19 protein-coding genes and 1 pseudogene are annotated in these 23,661 nt (G+C 65.5%); 14 read left to right on the plus strand and 6 right to left on the minus strand.

The features are described from left to right. Window positions 1–6: 6 nt before the first annotated feature. The 5 genes from ftsZ to FIV02_RS04815 all read left to right on the plus strand — a co-directional run bounded on the left by ftsZ (window position 7) and on the right by FIV02_RS04815 (window position 5,542). Entirely contained in the window at window positions 7–1,203 is a 1,197-nt protein-coding gene (gene ftsZ / locus FIV02_RS04795; protein ID WP_037046642.1) for a cell division protein FtsZ, read from the plus strand. 111 nt (window positions 1,204–1,314) lie between these two features. Continuing rightward, window positions 1,315–2,226 (plus strand): UDP-3-O-acyl-N-acetylglucosamine deacetylase, encoded by a 912-nt coding sequence (gene lpxC, locus FIV02_RS04800; RefSeq protein WP_037046645.1) that lies wholly within the window; start codon window positions 1,315–1,317, stop codon window positions 2,224–2,226. A 294-nt stretch (window positions 2,227–2,520) separates the two neighbouring features. After that, window positions 2,521–2,859 carry a cytochrome c5 family protein gene (locus tag FIV02_RS04805; protein ID WP_167494349.1) on the plus strand — a complete coding sequence of 113 codons (339 nt, stop codon included), beginning with the start codon at window positions 2,521–2,523 and terminating at the stop codon, window positions 2,857–2,859. Between the two features lies 1 nt (window position 2,860). Further along, complete coding sequence (locus tag FIV02_RS04810) at window positions 2,861–4,255, plus strand: D-arabinono-1,4-lactone oxidase (RefSeq protein WP_152487948.1); 1,395 nt, start codon at window positions 2,861–2,863, stop codon at window positions 4,253–4,255. A 72-nt stretch (window positions 4,256–4,327) separates the two neighbouring features. Continuing rightward, complete coding sequence (locus FIV02_RS04815) at window positions 4,328–5,542, plus strand: DSD1 family PLP-dependent enzyme (protein WP_152490087.1); 1,215 nt, start codon at window positions 4,328–4,330, stop codon at window positions 5,540–5,542. A 10-nt stretch (window positions 5,543–5,552) separates the two neighbouring features. On the opposite strand, the gene FIV02_RS04820 is transcribed toward FIV02_RS04815, so the two are convergent. Continuing rightward, complete coding sequence (locus tag FIV02_RS04820) at window positions 5,553–6,587, minus strand: AraC family transcriptional regulator (RefSeq protein ID WP_037046657.1); 1,035 nt, start codon at window positions 6,585–6,587, stop codon at window positions 5,553–5,555. Between the two features lie 172 nt (window positions 6,588–6,759). Between FIV02_RS04820 and FIV02_RS04825 the strand changes: the two genes are divergently transcribed. Together FIV02_RS04825 and FIV02_RS04830 are read left to right on the plus strand one after the other, a co-directional pair. Then, window positions 6,760–8,559, plus strand: a complete 1,800-nt coding sequence (locus FIV02_RS04825) for a DUF1302 domain-containing protein (protein WP_152487949.1) — start codon at window positions 6,760–6,762, stop codon at window positions 8,557–8,559. A 14-nt stretch (window positions 8,560–8,573) separates the two neighbouring features. Further along, window positions 8,574–9,938, plus strand: a complete 1,365-nt coding sequence (locus FIV02_RS04830) for a DUF1329 domain-containing protein (RefSeq protein ID WP_152487950.1) — start codon at window positions 8,574–8,576, stop codon at window positions 9,936–9,938. Between the two features lie 7 nt (window positions 9,939–9,945). Here the strand turns inward: FIV02_RS04830 and FIV02_RS04835 are convergent, their stop codons facing one another. Continuing rightward, window positions 9,946–10,404, minus strand: coding sequence for a DUF721 domain-containing protein (locus tag FIV02_RS04835; RefSeq protein ID WP_037046666.1), 459 nt, complete (start codon window positions 10,402–10,404; stop codon window positions 9,946–9,948). A 76-nt stretch (window positions 10,405–10,480) separates the two neighbouring features. Between FIV02_RS04835 and FIV02_RS04840 the strand changes: the two genes are divergently transcribed. The 5 genes from FIV02_RS04840 (at window position 10,481) to FIV02_RS04860 (ending at window position 17,498) form a co-directional block, all read left to right on the plus strand. Next, the gene (locus tag FIV02_RS04840) at window positions 10,481–11,401 is read left to right on the plus strand and encodes a M23 family metallopeptidase (protein WP_037046670.1); all 921 of its coding nucleotides are present in this window, start codon (window positions 10,481–10,483) and stop codon (window positions 11,399–11,401) included. A gap of 242 nt (window positions 11,402–11,643) precedes the next feature. Continuing rightward, window positions 11,644–14,379, plus strand: coding sequence for a preprotein translocase subunit SecA (secA, locus tag FIV02_RS04845; protein ID WP_152487951.1), 2,736 nt, complete (start codon window positions 11,644–11,646; stop codon window positions 14,377–14,379). A gap of 142 nt (window positions 14,380–14,521) precedes the next feature. Further along, on the plus strand, window positions 14,522–15,739 hold the full coding sequence (gene argJ, locus FIV02_RS04850; protein ID WP_152487952.1) for a bifunctional glutamate N-acetyltransferase/amino-acid acetyltransferase ArgJ: 1,218 nt from the start codon (window positions 14,522–14,524) through the stop codon (window positions 15,737–15,739). A 179-nt stretch (window positions 15,740–15,918) separates the two neighbouring features. Beyond that, a complete protein-coding gene (locus tag FIV02_RS04855; protein WP_152487953.1) occupies window positions 15,919–16,551 on the plus strand; it encodes a glutathione S-transferase family protein in 633 nt (210 codons plus the stop codon). After that, the gene (locus FIV02_RS04860) at window positions 16,548–17,498 is read left to right on the plus strand and encodes a Nudix family hydrolase (RefSeq protein ID WP_152487954.1); all 951 of its coding nucleotides are present in this window, start codon (window positions 16,548–16,550) and stop codon (window positions 17,496–17,498) included. Before FIV02_RS04855 ends, FIV02_RS04860 begins: the two co-directional genes overlap by 4 nt. Before the next feature lie 7 nt (window positions 17,499–17,505). Here FIV02_RS04860 and FIV02_RS04865 read toward each other — a convergent pair whose 3' ends face one another. The 4 genes and pseudogenes from FIV02_RS04865 to FIV02_RS04880 all read right to left on the minus strand — a co-directional run. Beyond that, complete coding sequence (locus FIV02_RS04865; protein WP_152487955.1) at window positions 17,506–18,081, minus strand: cob(I)yrinic acid a,c-diamide adenosyltransferase; 576 nt, start codon at window positions 18,079–18,081, stop codon at window positions 17,506–17,508. Window positions 18,082–18,084: 3 nt separating this feature from the next. Further along, window positions 18,085–20,103, minus strand: a complete 2,019-nt coding sequence (locus tag FIV02_RS04870) for a HAMP domain-containing sensor histidine kinase (RefSeq protein ID WP_152487956.1) — start codon at window positions 20,101–20,103, stop codon at window positions 18,085–18,087. Between the two features lie 100 nt (window positions 20,104–20,203). Beyond that, a complete protein-coding gene (locus FIV02_RS04875; RefSeq protein ID WP_152487957.1) occupies window positions 20,204–21,115 on the minus strand; it encodes a putative 2-dehydropantoate 2-reductase in 912 nt (303 codons plus the stop codon). Then, window positions 21,112–22,077, minus strand: a pseudogene (locus FIV02_RS04880) (response regulator); the annotation flags it as partial. The pseudogene FIV02_RS04880 and the gene FIV02_RS04875, both read right to left, overlap by 4 nt. Before the next feature lie 136 nt (window positions 22,078–22,213). Here FIV02_RS04880 and FIV02_RS04885 point away from each other — a divergent pair. Continuing rightward, window positions 22,214–22,693, plus strand: a complete 480-nt coding sequence (locus tag FIV02_RS04885; protein WP_037046692.1) for a YajQ family cyclic di-GMP-binding protein — start codon at window positions 22,214–22,216, stop codon at window positions 22,691–22,693. Window positions 22,694–22,796: 103 nt separating this feature from the next. Continuing rightward, window positions 22,797–23,624, plus strand: coding sequence for a mechanosensitive ion channel family protein (locus FIV02_RS04890; protein WP_037046694.1), 828 nt, complete (start codon window positions 22,797–22,799; stop codon window positions 23,622–23,624). The last annotated feature ends 37 nt before the right edge of the window (window positions 23,625–23,661 follow it).

Genomic DNA, 23,661 nt, shown 5'->3' on the forward strand with positions numbered 1-23,661 from the left:
GGGATCATGTTCGAACTAGTAGACAACATTCCACAAAGTGCGGTGATCAAGGTCATCGGTGTCGGTGGTGGCGGCGGCAACGCGGTCAATCACATGGCCGTCAGCAACATCGAAGGCGTCGAGTTCATCTGCGCCAACACCGATGCGCAGGCGCTGAAGAACATCGGTGCGCGCACCGTGCTGCAGCTCGGCCCGGGCGTGACCAAGGGCCTGGGTGCCGGCGCCAATCCGGAGGTCGGTCGTCAGGCCGCGCTGGAAGACCGCGAGCGCATCGCCGAAGTGCTGCAGGGCACCGACATGGTGTTCATCACCACCGGCATGGGCGGTGGTACCGGTACCGGCGCTGCTCCGGTGATCGCCGAAGTGGCCAAGGAGATGGGTATCCTGACCGTGGCCGTGGTCACCCGTCCGTTCCCGTTCGAAGGCAAGAAGCGCATGGTGATTGCCGACGAGGGCATTCGCGCGCTGGCCGAGAGCGTCGACTCGCTGATCACCATTCCCAACGAGAAGCTGCTGACCATCCTGGGCAAGGATGCCAGCCTGCTGTCCGCCTTCGCCAAGGCCGATGACGTGCTGGCCGGCGCCGTGCGCGGTATCTCCGACATCATCAAGCGTCCGGGCATGATCAACGTCGACTTCGCCGACGTGAAGACCGTGATGAGCGAGATGGGCATGGCGATGATGGGTACCGGCTGCGCCAGCGGTCCGAACCGTGCGCGCGAAGCCACCGAGGCGGCGATCCGCAACCCGCTGCTGGAAGACGTCAACCTGCAGGGCGCTCGCGGCATCCTGGTCAACATCACCGCAGGTCCGGACCTGTCGCTGGGCGAGTACTCCGACGTGGGTAACATCATCGAGCAGTTCGCGTCCGAGCAGGCCACCGTCAAGGTCGGTACCGTGATCGACGCCGACATGCGCGACGAACTGCACGTCACCGTGGTCGCTACCGGTCTGGGCGCGCGCATGGAGAAGCCGGTCAAGGTGATCGACAACACCGTGCAGGTCGCCGTCAGCCAGCCGGTTGCCCAGCAGCCTGCCGCGCAACAACCGCGCAGCGAGCAGTCGGTCAACTACAAGGACTACGAGCGTCCGACCGTGCAGCGTCAGAGCCACAGCGGCGCGGCTACCGCAGCCAAGCTCAATACCCAGGACGATCTCGATTACCTGGATATTCCGGCGTTCCTGCGCCGTCAGGCTGATTGATGAAACTTATCAGGAGTATGAAAGTGATTGGTGTTCAGCAAAGGTCGGTTCTGCTATCATTTCCGACCATTGTTGAAAACAGTTCGCAACTAGCGATATAGCGGCCAAGCCATGATCAGACAACGCACCCTGAAGAACATTATCCGTGCCACCGGCGTTGGCCTGCATTCGGGGGAAAAGGTTTACCTGACCCTGAAGCCGGCACCGGTGGACACTGGCATCGTGTTCCGTCGCACCGATCTCGACCCTGTCGTGGAAATCCGCGCATCGGCCGGGAATGTCGGTGAAACCACCATGTCGACCACGTTGATCAATGGTGATGTCAAGGTGGATACGGTAGAGCACCTGCTTTCGGCCATGGCAGGCCTGGGCATCGATAACGCCTACGTCGAGCTCTCCGCGTCCGAAGTGCCGATCATGGATGGTAGCGCTGGTCCTTTCGTATTCCTGATTCAATCCGCTGGCCTGCAGGAGCAGGAAGCGCCGAAGAAGTTCATCCGCATTCTGCGTGAGGTCACGGTGGTGGAGGGCGACAAGCGCGCCACCTTCGTGCCTTTCGACGGTTTCAAGGTGAGTTTCGAGATCGACTTCGATCACCCCGTGTTCCGCAATCGCACGCAGAGCGCCAGTGTGGATTTCTCCAGCACGTCTTTCGTCAAGGAAGTCAGCCGGGCCCGCACCTTCGGCTTCATGCGTGACATCGAGTTCCTGCGTTCGCAGAACCTGGCACTCGGTGGCAGCGTGGAAAACGCCATCGTGGTCGACGAATATCGTGTGCTCAACGAAGACGGCCTGCGTTACGAGGACGAGTTCGTCAAACACAAGATTCTCGATGCCATCGGCGACCTGTACCTGCTGGGTAACAGCCTGATTGGCGAGTTCAAGGGCTTCAAGTCCGGTCACGCACTGAACAACCGTTTGCTGCGCACCCTGATCGAACAGACCGATGCCTGGGAGATGGTGACCTTCGAGGACGCCACGCTCGCGCCAATCTCTTACATGCGCCCGGTTGCGGCCGTGTAAGCGAACTCTCTTCCTAGCTGCAATTGAGGCCACCTTCGGGTGGCCTTTTTTATGGCCGCCGCTGAGCGGCTCATCGTGTTCCGGGCCCTGCGTGAGCCGGTGTGCCCGTGAACGGCAGCGCCGTGAAACCTTGCTTGCCCGTTACCTGCGGCCGCCCGCCTTGGCCGTTTCCCGGTTGTTCGCTGGCCGTTTGGGCCCTCATGCGCCGCGGGGTGCTGCTTTAGTGTGGCGCCATCGAGTGAGCAAAGACGTCGGGAGGCGAGCATGCGGGCAGGGCTGTTGGGTTGGAAGGGGATGGCTGCGCTGTGCGTTGCGTGCCTGGCGCTGGGCGGCTGTGGCGAGGAAGCCGGGCCGCAGGTGCGAGCGGATGCCGTGCCGGCGGACGCGGCGCTGGCGCAGTTGTATGCCACCAGTTGCCAGCAATGCCATGCCAGCCCGGCCGCCGGCGCGCCGCTGACCGGCGATGCTCAGGCCTGGGCACCGCGTCTGGCCAAGGGCATGGACACCCTGCTGGAGCACAGCATCAGCGGGTTCCAGGGCATGCCGCCGATGGGGTTGTGCATGCAGTGCTCGGCGGAGGAGTTCCAGGCGCTGATCGCGTTCATGTCGACCGCCGCGACGGAGGGTCGCTGACATGGGCCAGCCGTTCTCCCGCCGTCAACTGCTGCAGCGCGCCAGCCTGCTGGGCGCCCTGCTGGCACTACCGGGCCGTCCGCTCTGGGCCGAATCGTCGCTCGCCTCGCGGCCGATCCCCTGGCGCAACTGGTCCGGTGCGCAGAGCTGCCTGCCGCTGGAAAGACTGGCGCCGAAGAACCTGGACGAGCTGATCCAGGCCATTCGCCAGGCACCGGGCAAGATCCGCCCGGTCGGCTCGGGGCATTCCTTCAGCGCGCTGGTTCCCACCGACGGCACCCTGTTGTCGCTCAGCCACTTCTCCGGGTTGCTGGAGCATGACGCGCAGAGCCTGCAGGCCGAATTCGCCGGTGGCACGCCGATGTCGCAGATGGGCGCGCCGCTCAAGGAGGTCGGCCAGGCGCTGGTCAACATGGCCGACATCGACTACCAGACCCTGGCCGGAGCGATCGCCACCTCGACCCACGGCACCGGCGTCGACTTCGGCTCCTATTCCGCCCAGGTCTGTGGCCTGCAACTGGTCAGTGCGGCCGGCGACGTGCTCGATTGCAGCCGCGACAACAATCCCGCGCTGTTCGATGCCGCACGGGTGTCGCTCGGTGCGCTGGGGGTGGTTACCCGCGTGCGCCTGCAGAACCGCCACGCCTATCGCCTGCGCGAGCGCCAGTGGATCGCCAGGACCGAGGAGCTGCTGGAGGACATCGACAACCTCACGCGCGACCACCAGCACTGGGAGATGCTGGTGGTCACGCACTCCGACTACGCGCTGTCGGTGGCGCTGAACGAGACCGAGGACCCGGAGACGCCGCCCTTGTCGCCGGAGGAGGAGGGGGGCAACGGCTTCGTCGGCCTGATCGAGGGGCTGGACAAGTACCTGAGCGACTTCCCCGACCTGCGCCGCAGCCTGCTGAACAACATGCGCCACCTGGCCAGCTTCGAGGACCGGGTGGATGACTCCTACGAAGTCTTCGCCAACGTGCGCAACGTGCGCTTCAACGAGATGGAGTACTCGGTACCGGCCGAGCTGGGTCCGGCCTGCCTGCGCGAGATCCTCAAGCGCATCGACGAGGGCAACCTGCGCACCTGGTTCCCCATCGAGTACCGCTACGTCAAGGCCGACGACATTCCCCTGAGCATGTTCGAGGGCCGCGACAGCTGCTCGATCTCGGTGCATCAGCACTACGCGATGGATCACCACAACTTCTTCGCCGCGATCGAGCCGATCTTCTGGAAATACCAGGGCCGTCCGCACTGGGGCAAGCTGCACAGCCTGGGCGCGCGCCAGCTGCAGGCGCTGTACCCGCGCTGGCAGGCATTCACCGAGGTGCGCCAGGCGCTGGACCCGCACGGCCGCTTCGTCAACGCGCACCTGGCCGGCATCTTCGGTCTTGCCTGAGGAACCATGATGAAGCGACGTTCTTTCGTACTGGCCGGCCTCGGTGCAGGTGGCTTGCTGGCCGCTGCCTGGCTGCGGCCGCGCGACCATGGCCAGCCGCATGACGCCTACTTCCAGGCCCTGAACCAGGAGCTCAAGGCCAACGGCCCGATGCGCCCGGCGCTGCTGATCGACCTTGACCGGCTCGACCACAACATCGAGGTGGTCCGGCAGTCGCTCGCACGCAGCGGCAAGCAGCTGCGCCTGGTGGAGAAATCGCTGCCGGCTCCCGGCCTGCTGCGCTACATCGGTGAGCGCCTGGACACCCGGCGGCTGATGTCCTTCCACCAGCCGTTCCTGAATCACGACGCGCGGCTTTTCCCCGAGGCCGACATCCTGCTCGGCAAGCCGCTGCCGGTGCGCTCGGCGCAGCTGTTCTACGAGCGCCACCGCGGGCCGTTCGACCCTGCCCGCCAGTTGCAGTGGCTGATCGATAGCCCCGAGCGGCTGGGGCAATACCTGGCGCTGGCCCAGGGCCTGGGCACGCGGTTGCGCATCAACATCGAACTGGATGTCGGCCTGCACCGTGGTGGCGTGCGCGACACCCAGGTGCTGGGGCAGTTGCTGCAACTGATCGCGGATAACCCGCAGTATCTGGAGTTCGCCGGCTTCATGGGCTACGACCCGTTCGTCGGCATGAACCTGCCGGAGCTGCTCGGCACCCAGGACGAACTGCTGGCCAAGGTGATGGCGCTGTACCAGGGGCATGTGGACTTCACCCGCCAGCGCTTCCCCGCGCTGTGGCGCGAGGACCTGACCCTGAACACCGCTGGCAGCCCCAGCTACCGCGCCCACGAGGGCGAATCGCTGAGCACCGAGGTGGCCGTCGGCACCGGCCTGCTCAAGCCCAGCCACTACGATCTGCCGTCGCTGGCCGAGCATGTGCCTGCGGTGTACATCGCCACGCCGGTGCTCAAGCGTACCGGAGCGTTGCGCATCCCGGCGCTGGACGAGAAGTCGCGGCTGTTCTCCTGGTGGGACGTCAACCAGCGCGAAACCTTCTTCATCTATGGCGGCAACTGGCAGGCCGACTTCGCCTCGCCTGCCGGGCTGCAACTGAGTGAAGTGTTCGGGCGCAGCTCGAATCAGGAACTGGTCAACGGCTCGCCGGCAGTGGCGCTGGGGGTGGAGGACCAGGTGTTCCTGCGGCCGACCCAGAGCGAGTCGGTGTTGCTGCAGTTCGGCGACCTGCTGGCGCTGCGCGGTGGTCGCATCGTCGAGCGCTGGCCGGTGTATCAGGAGTCCTGAGGGGGCGCGGTCATTCCTGGGCGATGCGCTGTTTCGCCGTGCGCGGGGTCACGCCGGTCCAGCGCTTGAAGGCGCGGCGGAAGTTGCGCACATCGCTGAAACCGGTGGCGCAGGCCACGTCGATCAACCGGTTGTCACGCTGGCCGAGCAATTGCAGCGCCCGCGTCCGGCGCAGTTCGTCGACGATTCCGTGATAGCTCAGGCCCGCCTCGCCGATGCGCCGGCGCAGGGTGCGCTCGCTCAGGTTCAACTGGCTGGCCAGCTGGCTCAGCGACGGCGGTGACTCGAGGCGCTTGCGCACCTCGCGCTCGATGGTCTCGATCAGGTCGCTCAGTCCCTGTTCGTGCCGGCCCGCACTATCCAGCAGCATGCATGCCTCGGCCGCCGCATAGTCGTCGCGGGTCGGCAGCGGCAGTTGCAGCCAGGCGGCCGGGAACTGCATCCGGTTGTGCTCGCAGGCGAAGCGCACCGGGCAGCGGAACAGTTCCGCGTAGCGCTGCGCGTGGGGTGGGGCGGGGTACTGCACCTCGATGTGGCTGGCGACCAGGTCCGCGCCGGTGAGGAAACGCACGATGGCCAGGCTGCTGGCGAAGGCTTCCTCCAGGTAGAACACGGCTACCTCCGGGTCGAAGAAGCGCGGGGTGGCGTAGAACAGCACCTGGTCGTCCACGATTTCGATGTGATAGTCGAGCAGGCTGCCGATGTGCCACTGGTAGCGCAGCCCCAGGTCCAGTGCCGTGCCCAGGTCCGGGCAGGCCAGCATGGCCAGACCGGCCAGCCCCCAGGACACCGGCGTCTGCCGGCTGCCGACCGTCAGCCCCAGGCCGTTGTCGCCCAGCACCTGAAGGGCACGCCGCACCAGTCTGTAGCTCTGGCGGAAGGACAGGCGATAGTCCGGCCGCTTCAGATCCTCCGGGGCGAAGCCCAGGCCACGGCACAGCAGTTCCGGGTCATGCCCGCAGGCGACCGCGTGCTGCAGCAGGAAGCGGGAAATCAGCGGCGGTGCCGAGGCTTCCGAATAGCGCGGATCGACGATGGGTTTCATGCCTGTGCATCCCTCACTGCCCGAAGATGGCTGCCTGGCAGTGTGCCGCAAATGCCGCGCGATGAAAGTGTTTGAAAATGTGACAGGCCTCTTGAGCCCTCCTTTTTGTCCGTTCTGGCCCCATGCCGGCTTTTGGGTTGCCGTTAGTTTCATCGGGACTCAGGAGGTGCATATGTCATACAACAAAAACAAGGTGGCATTGGCGGTGGGGCTGGGGCTGTGGGGGACGCAGCTGCAGGCTTTCGAAATCGAGACCGGTCCCGATCTGACGACCTCGCTCGAGAGCGTCGTCGAATTCACATCGGTGTACCGCACTCGTTCGCCCGAGCACATCACGCGCGCTGGGCAGAACGTCTTCATCAACAACAACGACGGCAGCGAGTACTACGGCAAGGGGTTCGTCTCCAACGAATTCAAGCTGACCTCCGAGCTGCACGTGCGCACCGAGCAGGACGGCCTGTTCGTCCGCGGTACCGCCTGGTACGACACCCAGATCATGGATCACGCGCCCAGCGGTGATGGCTTCGCTACCCACAACACCGACAGCGACAAGCGCTACCCCTCGGATCTGAAGAATCGCGCCGGCCATCGCGCACGCCTGCTCGATGCCTACCTCTATACCAACCGCTACCTTGGCGAGATGCCGGTCAGCGTGCGACTCGGTCGCCAGGTGATCAACTGGGGCGAGGGCATCTTCTATGCCGACGGTCTCAACGTGATCAACCCGGTGGACATCGGCCGCGTGGTGCTGCCCAACGCCAGCCTCAAGGACGCGCTGCTGCCGACCAACATGGTTTCCGCGCAGTTCGGCCTGACCGACGCGCTCAACGTCGAGACCTTCTACGGGCTGGAGTGGAAGGGTCACGAGATGATCCCCACCGGTGCCTTCCTCAATAACCAGGACTACTTCGGCAAGGGCAGCAACGGTGTACTGGTGGACCTGCGCAGCGAGCTGGGGGCGCTGGCCGAGCTGGCGCCGGGGCTCAATGGCGAGAACGGCATCGTCGCCGGCGCCCGCTATGGCCGTGAGCACGACGCCCGCGACGACGGCCAGTACGGCCTGGCCCTGCGCTACCTGGTGGAGCAGTGGAACAACACCGAGTTCAGCCTCTACTACCTCAACTACCACAGCAAGGTGCCGTTCCTGCGTGTGCAGAAGGGCCAGTCCATGGCCTGCAGCGCCGGCAGCGGCGGGCGCTTCGCCGACCTGTGCGGCCTGACCAAGCTGCTCGACCCGGCCTCGGTGCCGCTGGTGGACGGCCTGGCCATGCTCGACAGCACCTACTACGACTTCGTCTACCCCGAGGACATCCGCCTGTTCGGCCTCAGCGTGTCCGGCACCATCGGCGACACCAGCCTGGCAGGCGAGCTGACCTACCGGCCCAATGCGCCGCTGGAACCGTCGATGACCTACGAGCTGGAGCAACTGGCCGAGAGCGCCCTCGGCGCCGGCGGTGCCAGTGGGGGGAGCATCGACCTGGGCGAGTTCGGCGACGGCTCGGCCAATGACCCACGCCGCAGCATCGACCTGTACAAGCGCCACGAGCTGTACACCGGTTCGATCTCCGCGATCCACGCCTTCGGTCCCAGCGCCGGCCTGGACGACCTGGTGGTACTGGCCGAGGCGGCCTTCAACCATGTGCCGGGCGGCCTGCTCGACACGGTCAACTATGCGTACCTGGACAGCTTCGCCTGGGGCTACACGGTGAACCTCTCCGGCCTGGTCCAGGACGTGACGCCGAACTTCGACCTGATGCCGGCAATCACCTTCCGCCAGGACGTGTCCGGCACCTCGCCGGCGCTCAACGAGAACTTCATCCAGGGGCGCAAGTCCGCCACCGTCGAACTGGGTGCCAGGTACGGCCAGAAGCTGGCCGGCAAACTGTCCTACACCTCGTTCTGGGGCGCACGCAAGGACAACGCGCTGATCGACCGCGATCACCTCGCGCTCAACGTCTCCTACTCCTTCTGATGGCAGGACCCGCAATGACCAGAACCCTTCTACGGACCTGTACGGTCCTGTGTTCCCTCGGCCTGCTGCTGCCCCTGGCAGCCCAGGCCAGGGTGAGTGCCGAACAGGCGGCGCAACTGCAGGGCACGCTGACCCCCTTCGGCGCCGAGCGCCAGGGCGATGCGGCCAAGGGCATTCCGCAGTGGACCGGTGGCATGACGCAGGCGCCGGCCGGTTATGGCGGCCCGGGCAGCTTCCACGTCGATCCCTATGCCGAGGAAACGCCGCTGCGGGTGATCGACGCCAGCACCATGCAGGCCGACGCGGACAACCTCAGCGACGGCGTCAAGGCGCTGCTCAAGGCCTATCCACAGACCTTCAAGCTGCCGGTCTACCCCAGCCACCGCAGCTTTTCCGCTCCGGAGGACATCTACCGCAACACCGCCGTCAATGCGCAGCAGGCCGAACTGAGCGACTCCGGCTACGGCCTGGTGGGCGCCTATGGCGGCATTCCGTTCCCGATCCCGGCCGATGGCCGCGAGGCGATCTGGAACCACATCGCCCGCTGGCAGGCGCGCTACACCGACGAGGTGGCGGTGACCGCGCAGGTCACCACCAGCGGCAGCTACTCGCTGTTGCGCGAGCGCATCCAGCTGCTGTCCAGCTACTACGACCCGAAGAAGGACGCCGGGAGCCTGGGCAATCGCCTCTACTATTTCGCCAGCGAACTGCTGCCGCCGTCGCGCGACGTGGGCCGCGCGCTGCTGGTGCACGAGCCCATCGACCAGGTCGCCGAGCCGCGCTCGGCGTGGATCTACAACCCCGGCCAGCGCCGTGTGCGGCGTGCGCCGACCCTGGCCTACGACATGCCGATCGATGGCATCTACGCCGATGACACCGACATGTACAACGGTGCCACCGACCGCTACGACTGGAAGCTGGTCGGCAAGCGTTCGCTGCTGGTGCCGTACCACAACTACGCCATGGAGAAACCGGGCATGGACGCCGCTGAGCTGGTCAAACCGGGCCACCTCAACAGCGACCTGACCCGCTGGGAGATGCACCGCGTGTGGGTGGTCGAGGCGACCCTGCGTCCGGGCCAGCGCCATGTGCACGCCAAGCGCCGCTTCTACCTCGACGAAGACAGCTGGTACGCCCTGATGGTGGAGAACTACGACGCCCGTGGCGAGCTGTGGCACGTCAACCTGGCGTTCACCAAGAATGCCTACGAGGTGCCGGTCATCGCCCCGGTGAACATCGTCTACCACGACCTGATCGCCCGCAGCTATACGGTGATCGGTCTGCGCAACAACGAGAAGGCGCCGCGCCAGTACCATCTGTCGCCGCCGCCGGCGAGTTACTTCACCCCCGCCAGCCTGCGGCGCAAGGGTACGCAGTAGTTCCGGGTCAGGGCGTCTGGCTGTCGCTGCGGCTTGCCAGGCGCTCAAGGGCGGCCTTCAGGCTGGGGTCGCTGATGCCCTCGGCCGTCGCCTGGATACTCTGTGCGGCGCTATTGGACAGGCGAACGCTGCGAACGGTTCCACGATTCGGACCTGTCGAAGGTTGCACCTTGAACAGTATTTTCGTTAAGGTCGCGAATTCTTCGAGTGCCTGTAGTTGTCGTTGCAGCCTTCTTTGCTGATAACGCAGGCGTGTTGCCCAGTGGCCATCGGTCACGATCAATAGCAGACAGCCGTCACGCCAGGACGCTACATGACAGTGTTCCCGGGCCGCCGGTTGTAGCTGGCTTTCCACAAGACGCTGCAGGTTGGTCAGGCGTTGGGCCTGACCGAACAGCGCTTTCAGGGGCTTGGCTTCGCGTAGCAGCGTAGCGGGTGCCTGGGCCGGCAAGGGACGAAACGTCATGGCAGGAGGCCTTAGGTTGCAGAGCGGTCATGGTAGCAGAGCGTGCTGCCGATAGTGCTCCGCGAGAGGGGAAGCCATGCAAATCATCCTACTCAATAGCCGCCATGGTTCGGCGCGAACGATCAACCTGGATCTGCGCTGGCTGTTGCTGGCCGCTTTCCTGGCGTTGGCACTGAGCCTGGGCGCCGGCGCCGCGCTGGGTGCCAAGTGGTTGACCGCGGAACCGGTGGTCGACACGTCGCTGGTCGAGGCGCTGGATCAGCAGCGCAAGCAGGTTGGCGCGGTGCGCCAGGACGCGCAGCGTCAGCTGGACGCCTTCGCCGCGCATGTGGCGGAGCTGCAGGCACGACTGACGCGTCTCGATGCCCTGGGTGAGCGCCTCACCGAGCTGGCCGAGCTGGATGCCGGCGAATTCGATTTCTCCCTCAGCGTCGGCCAGGGTGGCGCGGAAGATGCGCTCGGCGCCTCGGCCTATTCGCCGCCGCCGTTCATGAATGCGCTGGATGAGCTGGCGCTGCGCGTGGACAGCCGCGAGCAGCAACTGGAAGTGCTCGAGCAGTTGCTCGGCGAGCGCCGCCTGAACGAGGCCGAGACCCTTTCCGGTCGTCCCGTTCTGCAGGGCTATGTGTCGTCGCCGTTCGGCAGCCGCATCCATCCGCTGACCGGGCGGGTCAGCGTGCACAAGGGCATCGATTTCGCCTCCAAGCCGGGTAGCGACGTGATGTCGGTGGCCGCCGGCATCGTCACCTTCTCCGGCAAGAAGAACGGCTACGGCAATGTGGTGGAGATCAGCCACGCCGACGGTTACGTCACCCTCTACGCGCACAACCAGAGCAACACCGTGCAGATCGGTGACCTGGTGCAGCGCGGTCAGACCATCGCCAAGGTTGGTCGCAGTGGCCGTTCCACGGGCTATCACGTGCATTTCGAAGTCAGCAAGGACGGCCGTCAGGTCAACCCGGCGCTGTACATCGCGCGTACCAGTGGCGTCGAGTGATCGAGCGGCGCCTGCCCTCTCTTGAATTGTTCGCAATCGTCCCCATCTATAGGGCCAGGCCGTGTTTCCGGGCTGGTCCGGGGACCTGTGCTGTCTGTGCCATCACGCGGTAGCGATCGGCTGACAACGTCACTTTCCTCCCCGGCTTTTCCGGGTAGAATGCCCCCTTCGCCCGCAGCCATGCTGGCTGCCAGGTCGCGATTTGCGCCGACCTCAATCCATTCGCCGGAAGTCCTGTCGATATGTTTGCGCCTCTGTTGAAAAAACTTTTCGGAAGCAAGAATGAGCGTGAAGTCAAACGCATGCTCAAGGCGGTGCAGTCCGTCAACGCCCTTGAAGAACAGATGATCGCCCTTTCGGATGATCAGCTGCGGAGCAAGACCGAAGAGTTCAGGGCCCGTCTGGCCAAGGGCGAAACCCTCGACCAACTGCTGCCCGAAGCCTTCGCCGTGGCCCGGGAGGCCGGCAAGCGGGTCATGGGCATGCGCCATTTCGACGTGCAGCTGATCGGCGGTATGACCCTGCACGAGGGCAAGATCGCCGAGATGCGTACCGGTGAGGGCAAGACCCTCGTCGGCACCCTGGCCGTCTATCTCAACGCACTGTCCGGCAAGGGCGTGCACGTGGTCACGGTCAACGAATACCTGGCCCGCCGCGACGCCAACTGGATGCGTCCGCTGTACGAATTCCTCGGCCTGAGCGTGGGCATCGTCACCCCGTTCCAGCCGCCCGAAGACAAGCGCGCTGCCTACGCCGCCGACATCACCTACGGCACCAACAACGAATTCGGTTTCGACTACCTGCGCGACAACATGGCGTTCAGCCTGGAAGACAAGTTCCAGCGCGAACTGAATTTCGCCGTGATCGACGAAGTCGACTCCATCCTCATCGACGAAGCCCGTACCCCGCTGATCATCTCCGGCCAGGCCGAAGACAGCTCCAAGCTGTACATCGAGATCAACAAGCTGGTCCCGCGCCTCAAGCAGCACATCGAGGAAGAAGAGGGTGTGGTGACCCAGGAAGGTCACTACAAGGTCGACGAGAAGTCGCGCCAGGTCGAGCTGAACGAAGCGGGGCACCAGTACGTCGAGGAAATGCTCACCGCCGCCGGCCTGCTGGCCGAGGGTGAAAGCCTGTACTCCGCGCACAACCTGGGCCTGCTGACCCACGTCTACGCCAGCCTGCGCGCGCACACGCTGTTCCACCGCAACGTCGAATACATCGTGCAGAACGGCCAGGTGATCCTGATCGACGAGCACACCGGCCGTACCATGCCGGGGCGTCGCCTGTCCGAAGGCCTGCACCAGGCCATCGAGGCCAAGGAAGGGGTGAACATCCAGGCCGAGAGCCAGACGCTGGCTTCGACCACCTTCCAGAACTATTTCCGCCTGTACAACAAGCTGTCCGGCATGACCGGTACGGCCGATACCGAAGCGTTCGAGTTCCGCCAGATCTATGGCCTGGACGTGATGGTGATCCCGACCAACAAGCCGATCGCGCGCAAGGACTTCAACGACCTGGTCTACCTGACCCAGGAAGAGAAGTACCAGGCGATCATCGCCGACATCAAGGACTGCCAGGCCCAGGGCCGGCCGATCCTGGTCGGCACCGCGACCATCGAGACCTCCGAGTACGTCAGCCAGCTGCTGAACAAGGAAGGCATCGAGCACAAGGTGCTCAACGCCAAGTTCCACGACAAGGAGGCCGAGATCATCGCCCAGGCCGGCCGCCCAGGTGCGCTGACCATCGCCACCAACATGGCCGGTCGTGGTACCGACATCCTCCTCGGTGGCAACTGGGAAGTGGAAGTCGCGGCACTGGAGAACCCGACCGACGAGCAGGTCGCGCAGATCAAGGCCGAGTGGCAGAAGCGCCACCAGCAGGTGATCGAAGCCGGCGGCCTGCACGTGATCGCCTCCGAGCGCCACGAGTCGCGTCGTATCGACAACCAGCTGCGTGGCCGTGCCGGTCGCCAGGGTGACCCGGGCTCCAGCCGCTTCTACCTGTCGCTGGAAGACAACCTGATGCGCATCTTCGCCTCCGACCGGGTGAAGAACTTCATGAAGGCCCTCGGCATGCAGTCCGGCGAGGCCATCGAGCACCGCATGGTCACCAATGCCATCGAGAAGGCCCAGCGCAAGGTCGAAGGCCGCAACTTCGACATGCGCAAGCAGCTGCTCGAGTTCGACGACGTGGCCAACGAGCAGCGCAAGGTGATCTACCACATGCGCAACAGCCTGCTGGCTGCCGAGAACGTTGGCGACACCATCGCCGAGTTCCGCGAGGAAGTGCTGACCGCCGCCATCAACGGCCATATCCCGCCGCAGTCGATGCCGGAACAGTGGGATATCGCAGGCCTGGAGTCGACGCTGCAGAGCGATTTCGGCATCCAGCTGCCAATCCAGCAATGGCTGGACGAAGACGACAAGCTGTACGAGGAAACCCTGCGCGAGCGCATCCTCGCCGAGCTGATCACTGCCTACAACGAGAAGGAAACCCAGGCCAGCGCCGAAGCGCTGCGCACCTTCGAGAAACAGATTCTGCTGCGCGTGCTCGACGACCTGTGGAAGGACCACCTGTCCACCATGGATCACCTGCGTCACGGCATCCACCTGCGTGGTTACGCGCAGAAGAACCCCAAGCAGGAATATAAGCGCGAGTCCTTCGCCCTGTTCCAGGAACTGCTGGAGTCGATCAAGCGCGACACCATCCGTGTGCTCTGCCACGTCCAGGTGCGCCGCGAGGACCCGGCGGAAGAGGAAGCCCGCCTGCGTCGCGAGGCCGAGGCCATGGCCGAGCGCATGCAGTTCCAGCACGCCGATGCATCGGCGCTGGCCGCTGACGAAGGCAACGCCGAAGAGGGCGACGTCGCGGTGGCCTCCGCTCCGGTGCGCAGCGAGCAGAAGGTCGGTCGCAACGAGCCGTGCCCCTGCGGTTCGGGCAAGAAGTACAAGCACTGCCACGGCCAGATCAGCTGATCCCGTCGCTTGCAGTAGCGGGCGCTTCGGCTATGCTGCCAGCGCCCTGACAGCGCCGCGAACGGTTCGACCGTTCGCGGCGTTTTACCATCTCATTCGGTCGCCTCGAGGCGATCACCATCTATTTGAAGGAGCGCATCTCATGGCTGTTGGTCTTGGCCCGCTGTCTACCCTGCATCCGGTTCCCGGCTTCGAACTGGGCATTGCCTCTGCCGGCATCAAGCGACCGGGGCGCAAGGATGTGGTGGTGATGCGCTGTGCCGAAGGTTCGCGGATCGCCGGGGTCACCACCACCAACGCCTTCTGCGCGGCGCCGGTGCTGGTCACCCGCGAACGCCTGGGCGGCGAGGTGCGTTACCTGCTGACCAACACCGGCAACGCCAACGCGGGTACCGGTGCCGACGGTCTGGCCCGTGCCCGTCGTGCCTGCGCGCGCCTGGCCGAACTGGCAGGCGTCACGGAGAACGCCGTGCTGCCGTTCTCCACCGGCGTGATCGGCGAGCCGCTGCCGGTGGAGAAGATCGAGTCCGCCCTGCAGGCCGCTCTCGACGATCTCAAGGCGGACAACTGGGAAGCCGCCGCCACCGGCATCATGACCACCGATACCCTGCCCAAGGGGGCCAGCCGCCAGTTCTCCCATGACGGCGTGACGGTGACCGTCACCGGTATCTCCAAGGGCGCCGGCATGATTCGTCCGAACATGGCCACCATGCTCGGCTACATCGCCACCGACGCCCAGATCGCCCAGGGTGTGCTGCAGGACCTGGTGCGCGATGCGGCGAACAAGTCGTTCAACCGCATCACCATCGACGGCGATACCTCCACCAACGACTGCTGCATGCTGATCGCCACCGGCCAGGCCGCGCTGGCGGAAATCACCGAGGCTTCCGGCGAGCTGTTCAGCAAGCTCAAGCAGGCGGTATTCGAGGTGTTCATGGAAGTGGCCCAGGCCATCGTGCGTGACGGCGAGGGGGCGACCAAGTTCGTCACCGTGCAGGTCAACGGTGGCGGCACGCACCAGGAATGCCTGGACGTGGCCTATGCCGTGGCGCATTCGCCGTTGATCAAGACCGCACTGTTCGCTTCCGACCCGAACTGGGGGCGCATCCTCGCGGCGGTGGGCTATGCCGGCGTGCCGCAACTGGACGTGAGCAGGATCGACGTGTTCCTGGGCGAGGTCTGCATCGCCAGCAAGGGCTGCCGTGCGACCACCTACACCGAAGAGCAGGGCGCGGCGGTGATGGCCCAGGAGGAGATCACCATCCGTATCGAACTCGGCCGCGGTGCCTGCAGCGAGACGATCTGGACCACCGACCTGTCTCACGAGTACGTGAAGATCAACGCCGAATATCGCACCTGACAGAGGCAGCGATGAGCGTCAGAGCCTAGGCGGCAACCGCCTGGGAGTTTCGTCCCTCGCCTGTCGTTTTCCTGCTATTCCCGCGCCTCATGAGCCCATGACGCGCGGGAATTTGCTATTGGGCGAGCGGGCTCTTAACGTCGGCTGACTTCAACGATGGAATGCTCGGGAGACGCGATATGGCAATGCAACTGGTGATCGGCGACAAGAACTACTCCTCCTGGTCGCTGCGCGCCGCGCTGGCGGTGGATCTGTCGGGCGCGGTCTGCGACGAGGTGCTGGTGCGCCTGTACCAGCCGGACAGCCGTGCGCAACTGCTGCGCCATTCGCCCACCGGCAAGGTGCCGGTGCTGATCACCGAGCAGGGGCCGGTGTGGGACTCCCTGGCGATTGCCGAATACCTGGCCGAAAGCTACCCCGAGGCTCAGCTGTGGCCGGCGGAGCGCCAGGCCCGGGCGTTGGCGCGCAGCGTCTGCGCGGAGATGCACAGTGGCTTCATCGCCCTGCGTAGCCACCTGCCGATGGACCTGGCACGCGACCAGGCGCTGACCGAGTTGCCGGACGACGCCCAGGCCGACATCGATCGCATCTGCGCGATCTGGGCGGGCTGTCGCGAGCGCTTCGCGGCCAAGGGCAACTACCTGTTCGGCCCGGCCAGCATCGCCGACGCCTTCTATGCGCCGGTCGCCGCGCGTCTGCGCAGTTACCATGTGGCATTGCCGACAGCGGCGGCGGCCTATGTCGAAACCATCTATCGCTGGCCAGCGTTTCAGCGCTGGTACCAGGCAGCATTGCAGGAGGTAAAGCGGTGAAGCGTGTGCATGTCGCGGCAGCGGTGATTCGGGGCGTCGATGGGCGCATCCTGATCGCCAGGCGCCCCGAGGACAAGCATCAGGGTGGCCTGTGGGAGTTTCCCGGCGGCAAGGTGGAAGCGGGCGAGGCGGTGAGCGTGGCCCTGGCTCGCGAGCTGGAAGAGGAGTTGGCGATCTGCCCGACGGCCAGCCGTCCGCTTATCCAGATTCGCCATGACTATCCGGACAAGCAGGTCCTGCTGGATGTCTGGGAGGTCACGGCGTTCACCGGCGAGCCCCACGGTGCCGAGGGACAGCCGCTGGCCTGGGTCAGCGAGCGGCAGTTGCTGGAGTACGAGTTTCCCGCTGCCAACACGCCGATAGTCGCCGCTGCACGCTTGCCTGAGCGCTACCTGATCACCCCGGACGGGCTGCAGTCCGCCGAGCTGCTCGCCGGCGTACGCAAGGCCCTGGACGCCGGCGTACGGCTGATCCAGCTGCGCGCGCCGAACATGTTCGACCCGCAGTACCGCGACCTGGCGGTGGACGTGCAGGGGCTGTGCGCAGGCAAGGCGCAACTGATGCTCAAGGGGCCGCTGGAGTGGCTGGGAGACTTCCCCGCTGCCGGCTGGCACCTGACGGCCGAACAGCTGCGCAAGTATGCGGCGGGTGGGCGGCCCTTCCCGGAGCAGCGCTGGCTGGCTGCATCCTGCCACGCCGCCGAGGAACTGGCGTTGGCCGCGCAGATGGGGGTGGATTTCGTCACCTTGTCGCCGGTACAGGCCACCGCCACCCACCCCGAGGCACAACCCCTGGGTTGGGACGCCGCCAGCGAGCTGCTCGCGGGCTGCAACCTGCCGGCCTATCTGCTGGGGGGCGTTGGCCCGAGCGACATCGAACGCGCCTGGCAGGTCGGCGCGCAGGGTGTCGCCGGTATCCGCGCGTTCTGGCCAGGCGCCGCCCTGTAGTCGCGGTTCAGGGCTTTTCGGCAGCCTGCCAGAGGATCTCGGCGATGCCCTGGCGCCTGGCGATCAGGCGCGCAGCGACGAACAGCAGGTCGGACAGCCGGTTGACGTAGGCCAGGCCGACGGCGCGCAGCGGCTCCACGGCGTTGAGGTGCTGGCAGCGGCGTTCGCTGCTGCGGGCGAAGCTGCGGCAGACGTGGGCCTGGGCGATCAGGCGCGAGCCGCCGGGGAGGATGAAGTTCTGCAGTGGGCCGACTTCCTCGTTCCAGCGGTCGATCACCACTTCCAGGCGCTCCACTTCCTCCTGCTGCAGGGCCTGGTAGTCGGGCATCGCCAGTTCGCCGCCAAGGTCGAACAGGCGATGCTGGCACGGGCGCAGCGCATCGCTGACCTCCCGCAGGCCGGGCCAGGTGGCGCTCGCCTCGTCCAGTTCGGCCAGCAGCAGGCCAAGCTGGCTGTTGCAGCTGTCCAGCTCGCCGATGGCCTCGATGCGCGGATGGTCCTTGCCGACCCGACGGCCATCGGCCAGGCCGGTTTCTCCCTGGTCGCCGGTGCGGGTGTAGATCTTGGAGAGGCGGAAACCCATGGTTCAGTGTCCTGTACTGTCGAGCAGGGTGGCCAGCGGCAGGCGCAGGGTGAAGCAGGTACCCTGGCCCGGCGTGGAATGCACTTCCATCTGCCCCTTGTGGTTGTTGGTGATGATGAAATAGGACACGGCCAGCCCGAGGCCCGTGCCCTGGCCGACTTCCTTGGTGGTGAAGAAGGGCTCGAAGATGCGCTTGCGCACCACCTCGCTCATGCCCGTACCGTTGTCCTCCACCTGCACTTCCGCCCATTGCCCCGTTTGCCGGGTGCGCAGGATGATGCGCCCCGGCTCGCTGTCGTCGTCGCGCTGGTGAATGGCCTGCGCGGCGTTCTTCAGCAGATTGAGCAGCACCTGCTCCAGCTCGTTGGCGGTGCCCGCTATCGGGCCCAGGCCGGCTTCGAAGTGGCGTTCGATCTGCAGGGTCTTGAAGTCGAAGCCGTCGGCCAGGTCGAAGTCGTTGCCGGCGATCTCCAGCGCCTGGTCGATCAGCGCCGGCAGCTCGCAGGGCGACAGCTGACGATCACTGCGCCGGCTGAAACTGAGCATGTGGCTGACGATCTTGGCGGCGCGCTGCCCGGCGTGCTGGATGCCGTCGAGCAGGCGGGGGATTTCCCGCGCATCCATGTAGTGCTGGATGGCCTCCAGGCTGACGCCGGCCTGCTCGGCCCGTTCGATGTTCTTCTCCAGGTCGGCGGACAGGCGCCGGCGGATGTTCTGCACGTTGTGCAGGATGGCGCCGAGCGGGTTGTTGATCTCGTGCGCCATGCCCGCTGCCAGGCCGCCGACGGAGAGCATCTTCTCCGACTGCACCATCATTTCCTCCAGCGCCAGGCGCTGGGTGATGTCGTCGATGCGGATCACCACGCCACGGCCGGCGCTGCCCATCAGCGGATAGAAGGTCAGGGCGTAGTGACGGGGTTCCTCGTTCTTGTGCCAGGTGACGCGCTCGATCTTTTCCACCTTGTGCTGTTCGGCGGTTCGCTTGAGCTGCGCGAGAAACGGCTTGAGCGGCGGGAAGGCGAGGAATACCGGCTGGTTCAGCGCCTCATCCAGGCGCGTGCCGGACAGGGCGCTGGCCTCCTGATTCCACTGGGTGACGTAGAGCATGTCGTCCAGGGCGATCAGCGCCGAGGGCATGGAGTCGATGATGCTGTTGAGGTAGTTCTGGAAGCCGGTGAGCTTCTTCTCGATCTTGCCGCGCACCTGGACTTCCAGCTCCAGCTTGCGGTTGGAGTGACGGGTTTCCTCGGCCAGGCTCTGCGCCTGGTCGAAGGCTTGCTGGGCATCGTCGCGGGCACGCCTGAGCTGCTGCTCGCGTGCCTCCATGCGCATCAGCATGGTGTTGAAGGCTTCGGCCAGGCTGCCGATCTCGTCGCGGTTGCCGCGGGTGGCGCGCAGGGCGTAGTTCTCTTCGCGGGTCACTTGGCGTGACAATTCCTCGAGGCGACGGATCGGCTTGGTCACCAGGCGCCTGATCTGCTTGGCCACCAGCAGCCAGAGCAGCACGCTGAAGGCCAGGATCACCAGGCTTGCGGTCAGGGTGCCGGTGTAGAACGCACCGGGCAGCTCGCTGGAGGCGACCAGGAGCAGCGCGCCAGGGCGCCCGCTGGGGTGCGGCAGGTCCACCAGCAGGTTGGTGCGGAAGGCGGTGTTGCGCCAGTTCTGCAGTTCGCTCAGCTGCTCCGGCAACTGCAGTTTTTCCCCGCGTTGCAGCTGCGCCAGGCTGGTGCCGTTGCTGTCGTAGATCACGGCGGCGCGCAGCGGAGCGTATTCATCCAGGCGCTTGAGCAGCGCCTGGGCGGAGGCGGGCGAGTGCAAGGCCTCCTTGCTCAGCGCCGGGCTGGCTATGAGCCGGGCGAGCGTGTGCAGGGCCTGAGGCGCCATGCTCTCTTGGGTGATCCAGTAGGCGGCGCTGATGAAGGCCAGGTTGGCGACCAGCAGGACCGCCGCGAGCAACACCAGCAGCGCCGCGAGCAGTTTGCGGCCGACCGGCAGGTTGTCGAGGCGTTGGCGCAGTCTCATGGGCGTGTCGTGGTCGCGGATGGAAGCGGCAGGTTAACGCGGCTGCCGGGGCATTGCCACGTCAGGCCGGGGTGAGTGGCGGGTTGCACTCACCCGGCACTCAGTCCAGCGGCAGCCCGCGCTCGCGCAGGTGCCGCAGCAGGCGCTGCTGCAGGTGGCTCAGGTGCGGCAGGTGCAGGGCGTGCCGCTGCGCGGTCGCGCAGGCATGACCCAGCAGGTAGGTGATCTCGGTGCGGCGGCCCTGGGCCACGTCCTGATGCATGGAGGAGTAGTTCGCCGCCGTGGCGCTGATCACCCGTTGCACCTCGGCGTGCAGGTCCTGCGCCGCCGCCGGTTGACCGCAGCACTGCAGCAGCTCGGTCAGTTCCGCGCAGAGCGCAGCCACTTCTGCGGGGTGCTCGCTCAGCCCCCCGTTGCGGCAGTCATGCAGCACGGTCAGCGGGTTGATCGCACAGTTGAGCGCCAGCTTGCGCCACAACCGGGTGAGGATGTCCGGGCTCCATTGATGGGCGATGCCGGCACGCTGCAGCTCGTCCAGCCAGGTGGGCGGCAGAGGGTCGCGCGGATCGCCCAGCCAGTTGTGGCCATTGCCGGCGAACACGACCTGGAAGTCGGCGGGGCGGAACGCGCCCTCGGTGCTGGACACAAACAGGCAACGCTGCCGGGGCAGGCGCTGCGCCACGGCATCCTGGCTGCCCAGGCCGTTCTGCAGCAACAGCAGCTCGGCGTCCGCTGCCAGGCGCGAGGCGATGCTCGCCACTGCGGGTTCGGCGTCGTAGGCCTTGCACGCCAGGAGCAGGCGATGAATCGGCGTGTCGGCCTCTGCCAGCTCGGCGGGAATCGCGTACTGGCTGCGCTGGCCCGCCTCGATCAGGGTCAGGCCGCCTGCAGCGCGATAGGCCGCCAGGCGTTGCGGGCTGCGCAGGATGAGGCGGACCGGCAGGCCGGCGCGGGCCAGGCGCGTGGCCCAGAGACTGCCCAGGCTGCCTGCGCCGAGGATGTGCCAGGTCACGGCAGCGGCAGGCGCACGGCGGCGACCCGACCGCTGGCGTAGGAATCGGCCAGGAGTGTTTCCGCGTGCTGGAGCAGCTGCTCGGGAGTAGTGGGCAGGGCCTTGGCGTCCAGGCCGACCAGGCTGATGCCGGCTTTCAGGGTGATGAAGCCTTCGCTGGTCTTGAAGGCCTTGAGGTTCAGGCCCTCGTGCAGCCGCTTGAAGCTGCTGGGCGAGCATTCGTGCAGGTCTTCGAGCAGGGTGATCAGGCCGAAGTGGTTGTCGTCCAGGCGGGTCAGCACGTCCAGCGGCCTGACCAGCTGCTGCAGGCGCCGCGCCACGCCGTGCAGCAGTTCGTTGAAGAAGCGGTCGCCGTAGCGGCTGCGCAGCTGGCTGGCCTCCTGCAGGCCGATCAGCAGGTAGCACACCGCACCACCGCGCGATTCGACCTGGCGCAGGCTGTCGGTGAGCTTCTGGCGCAGGTAGCGGGGGTTGCCCAGGCCGGTGAGGGGGTCGATCAGATTGCGTCGTTCCAGGCTGGCGATGTTCTGCGTCAGCATGCGGTTCTCATGCAGCAGGCGCTGCAGGGTGTTGCACAGGCGGTCCGCGGCGTAGACACGGGGCACCAGTTGCTCGTTCATCGCGGCCTTGCTGATGAAGTCGTCGACACCCCGGTCGAAGGCCTCGCCCAGGACGTTTTCGCCTTCCTTGCCGGTGAGCAGGATGATGTAGGTGTAGTGATCGGCGGTCTCGTCCAGCTGGCGCACCCGCGCGGTGAGTTCCAGGCCATCGATCTCGGGCATCAGCCAGTCGGCCAGGAGCACGCTGGCCGGGCGTTGTTCGAGCAACTGCAGGGCCTCCGTGGCGCTGCTGGCGAAGCGCACGTCCTGATAGCCGGCCTGGCTGAGCGCGCGGCCGATCATGGCACTGGAAAACTTGGCATCATCCACCACCAGGATGCTGAGATGGGGGTTTGGCATTGGGGCTGGCTCGTAGGCAGATAGGAAGGACGCCAAGCGGCGTGTATCAGTCTGGTTATAATGGGCGCGTCTTAGTTATCGTCAAGTCAGGCGCGTTCACTCCGTGAAGAGTATCGCGCCGTCCATCAGGAGCCTACTCATGCCTTCGTTCGACGTCGTGTCTGAACTGGACAAACACGAACTGACCAACGCGGTCGACAACGCCACCAAGGAACTCGAACGCCGTTTCGACCTGCGTGGCAAATGCAGCATCGAAAGCAAGGACAAGACCCTCACCATCACGGCCGAGGCCGAGTTCATGCTGGAGCAGGTGCTCGACATCGTGCGCAACAGCCTGATCAAGCGCAAGATCGACTGCCAGTGCATGGAAACCAAGGACCCCTACGCGTCCGGCAAGGTGATGAAGCAGGAAGTGACCTTCCGCGAGGGCATCGACAAGGAGCTGGCGAAGAAGATCGTCGCCCATATCAAGGATGCCAAGCTCAAAGTGCAGGCTGCCATCCAGGGCGAGCAGGTACGGGTCACCGGCAAGAAGCGCGACGACCTGCAGGAAGCCATCGCCTTGCTGCGTGGTCACGAGTTCGGCATGCCGCTGCAGTACAACAACTTCCGCGATTGAACCTTTTGCGGCCCTCGGGCGTCGCACCCTAGGTTGATAGCACTTTGACCGCCATGGCATGCCATGGCGGTTTCGTTTCATGCACAGGAAACAGGAGCCCTCCATGGAGATGAACGTCGACGAACTGGTCAAGCTGTCAGAGGCCTGGCTGCCAGTCGTGCTGGAGTACAGCGGCAAGCTGACTCTGGCGGTAATTACCCTGCTGATCGGCTGGTGGCTGATCAGCAAGCTCACTGCCAGCATCGGGCGGATTCTCGAGGCGCGTAACGTGGACCGCGCCCTGGGCAGCTTCATCGGCAGCCTGGTGCGTATCGTCCTGCGCATTCTGCTGCTGATCAGCGTGGCTTCGATGGTCGGCGTGGAGACCACCTCGTTCATCGCCATGATCGGTGCCGCCGGCCTGGCCATCGGTCTGGCGCTGCAGGGCAGCCTGGCGAACTTCGCCGGCGGCGTGCTGATCATGCTGTTCCGGCCCTTCCGCGCCGGCGACTGGATCGAGGCGCAGGGCGTTTCCGGGAGTGTCGACAACATCCAGATCTTCCACACCACGCTGAAGACCGCCGACAACAAGGTGGTGATCGTGCCCAATGGCAACCTGTCCAACGGCCACATCACCAACTACTCGCGTGAACCGCGGCGGCGTGCCGACATCAACGTCGGTATCGACTACTCCAGCGATATCAAGCGCGCCCGTGAGGTGCTGCTGGAGATCGCCAAGGACCCGCGCGTACACCTCGATCCTGAGCCGGTCGTATTCGTCACCGGGCTGGGCGACAGCGCGGTGAACCTGTCGCTGCGCGTCTGGGTGGCGACCGGCGATTTCTGGCCGGTGACCTTCTCCTTCACCGAGCTGGCCAAGGAGCGCCTGACCGAGGCCGGGATCGGCATTCCCTTCCCGCAGCGCGTGGTGCACCTGGCCAAGGCCGAGTGAGGCAGCCGCCGCAACGAAGAAGCCCCGGCAGGTCCGG

It is taken from the genome of Pseudomonas sp. THAF187a, assembly GCF_009363395.1.
GTDB classification, from domain to species: domain Bacteria; phylum Pseudomonadota; class Gammaproteobacteria; order Pseudomonadales; family Pseudomonadaceae; genus Aquipseudomonas; species Aquipseudomonas khazarica.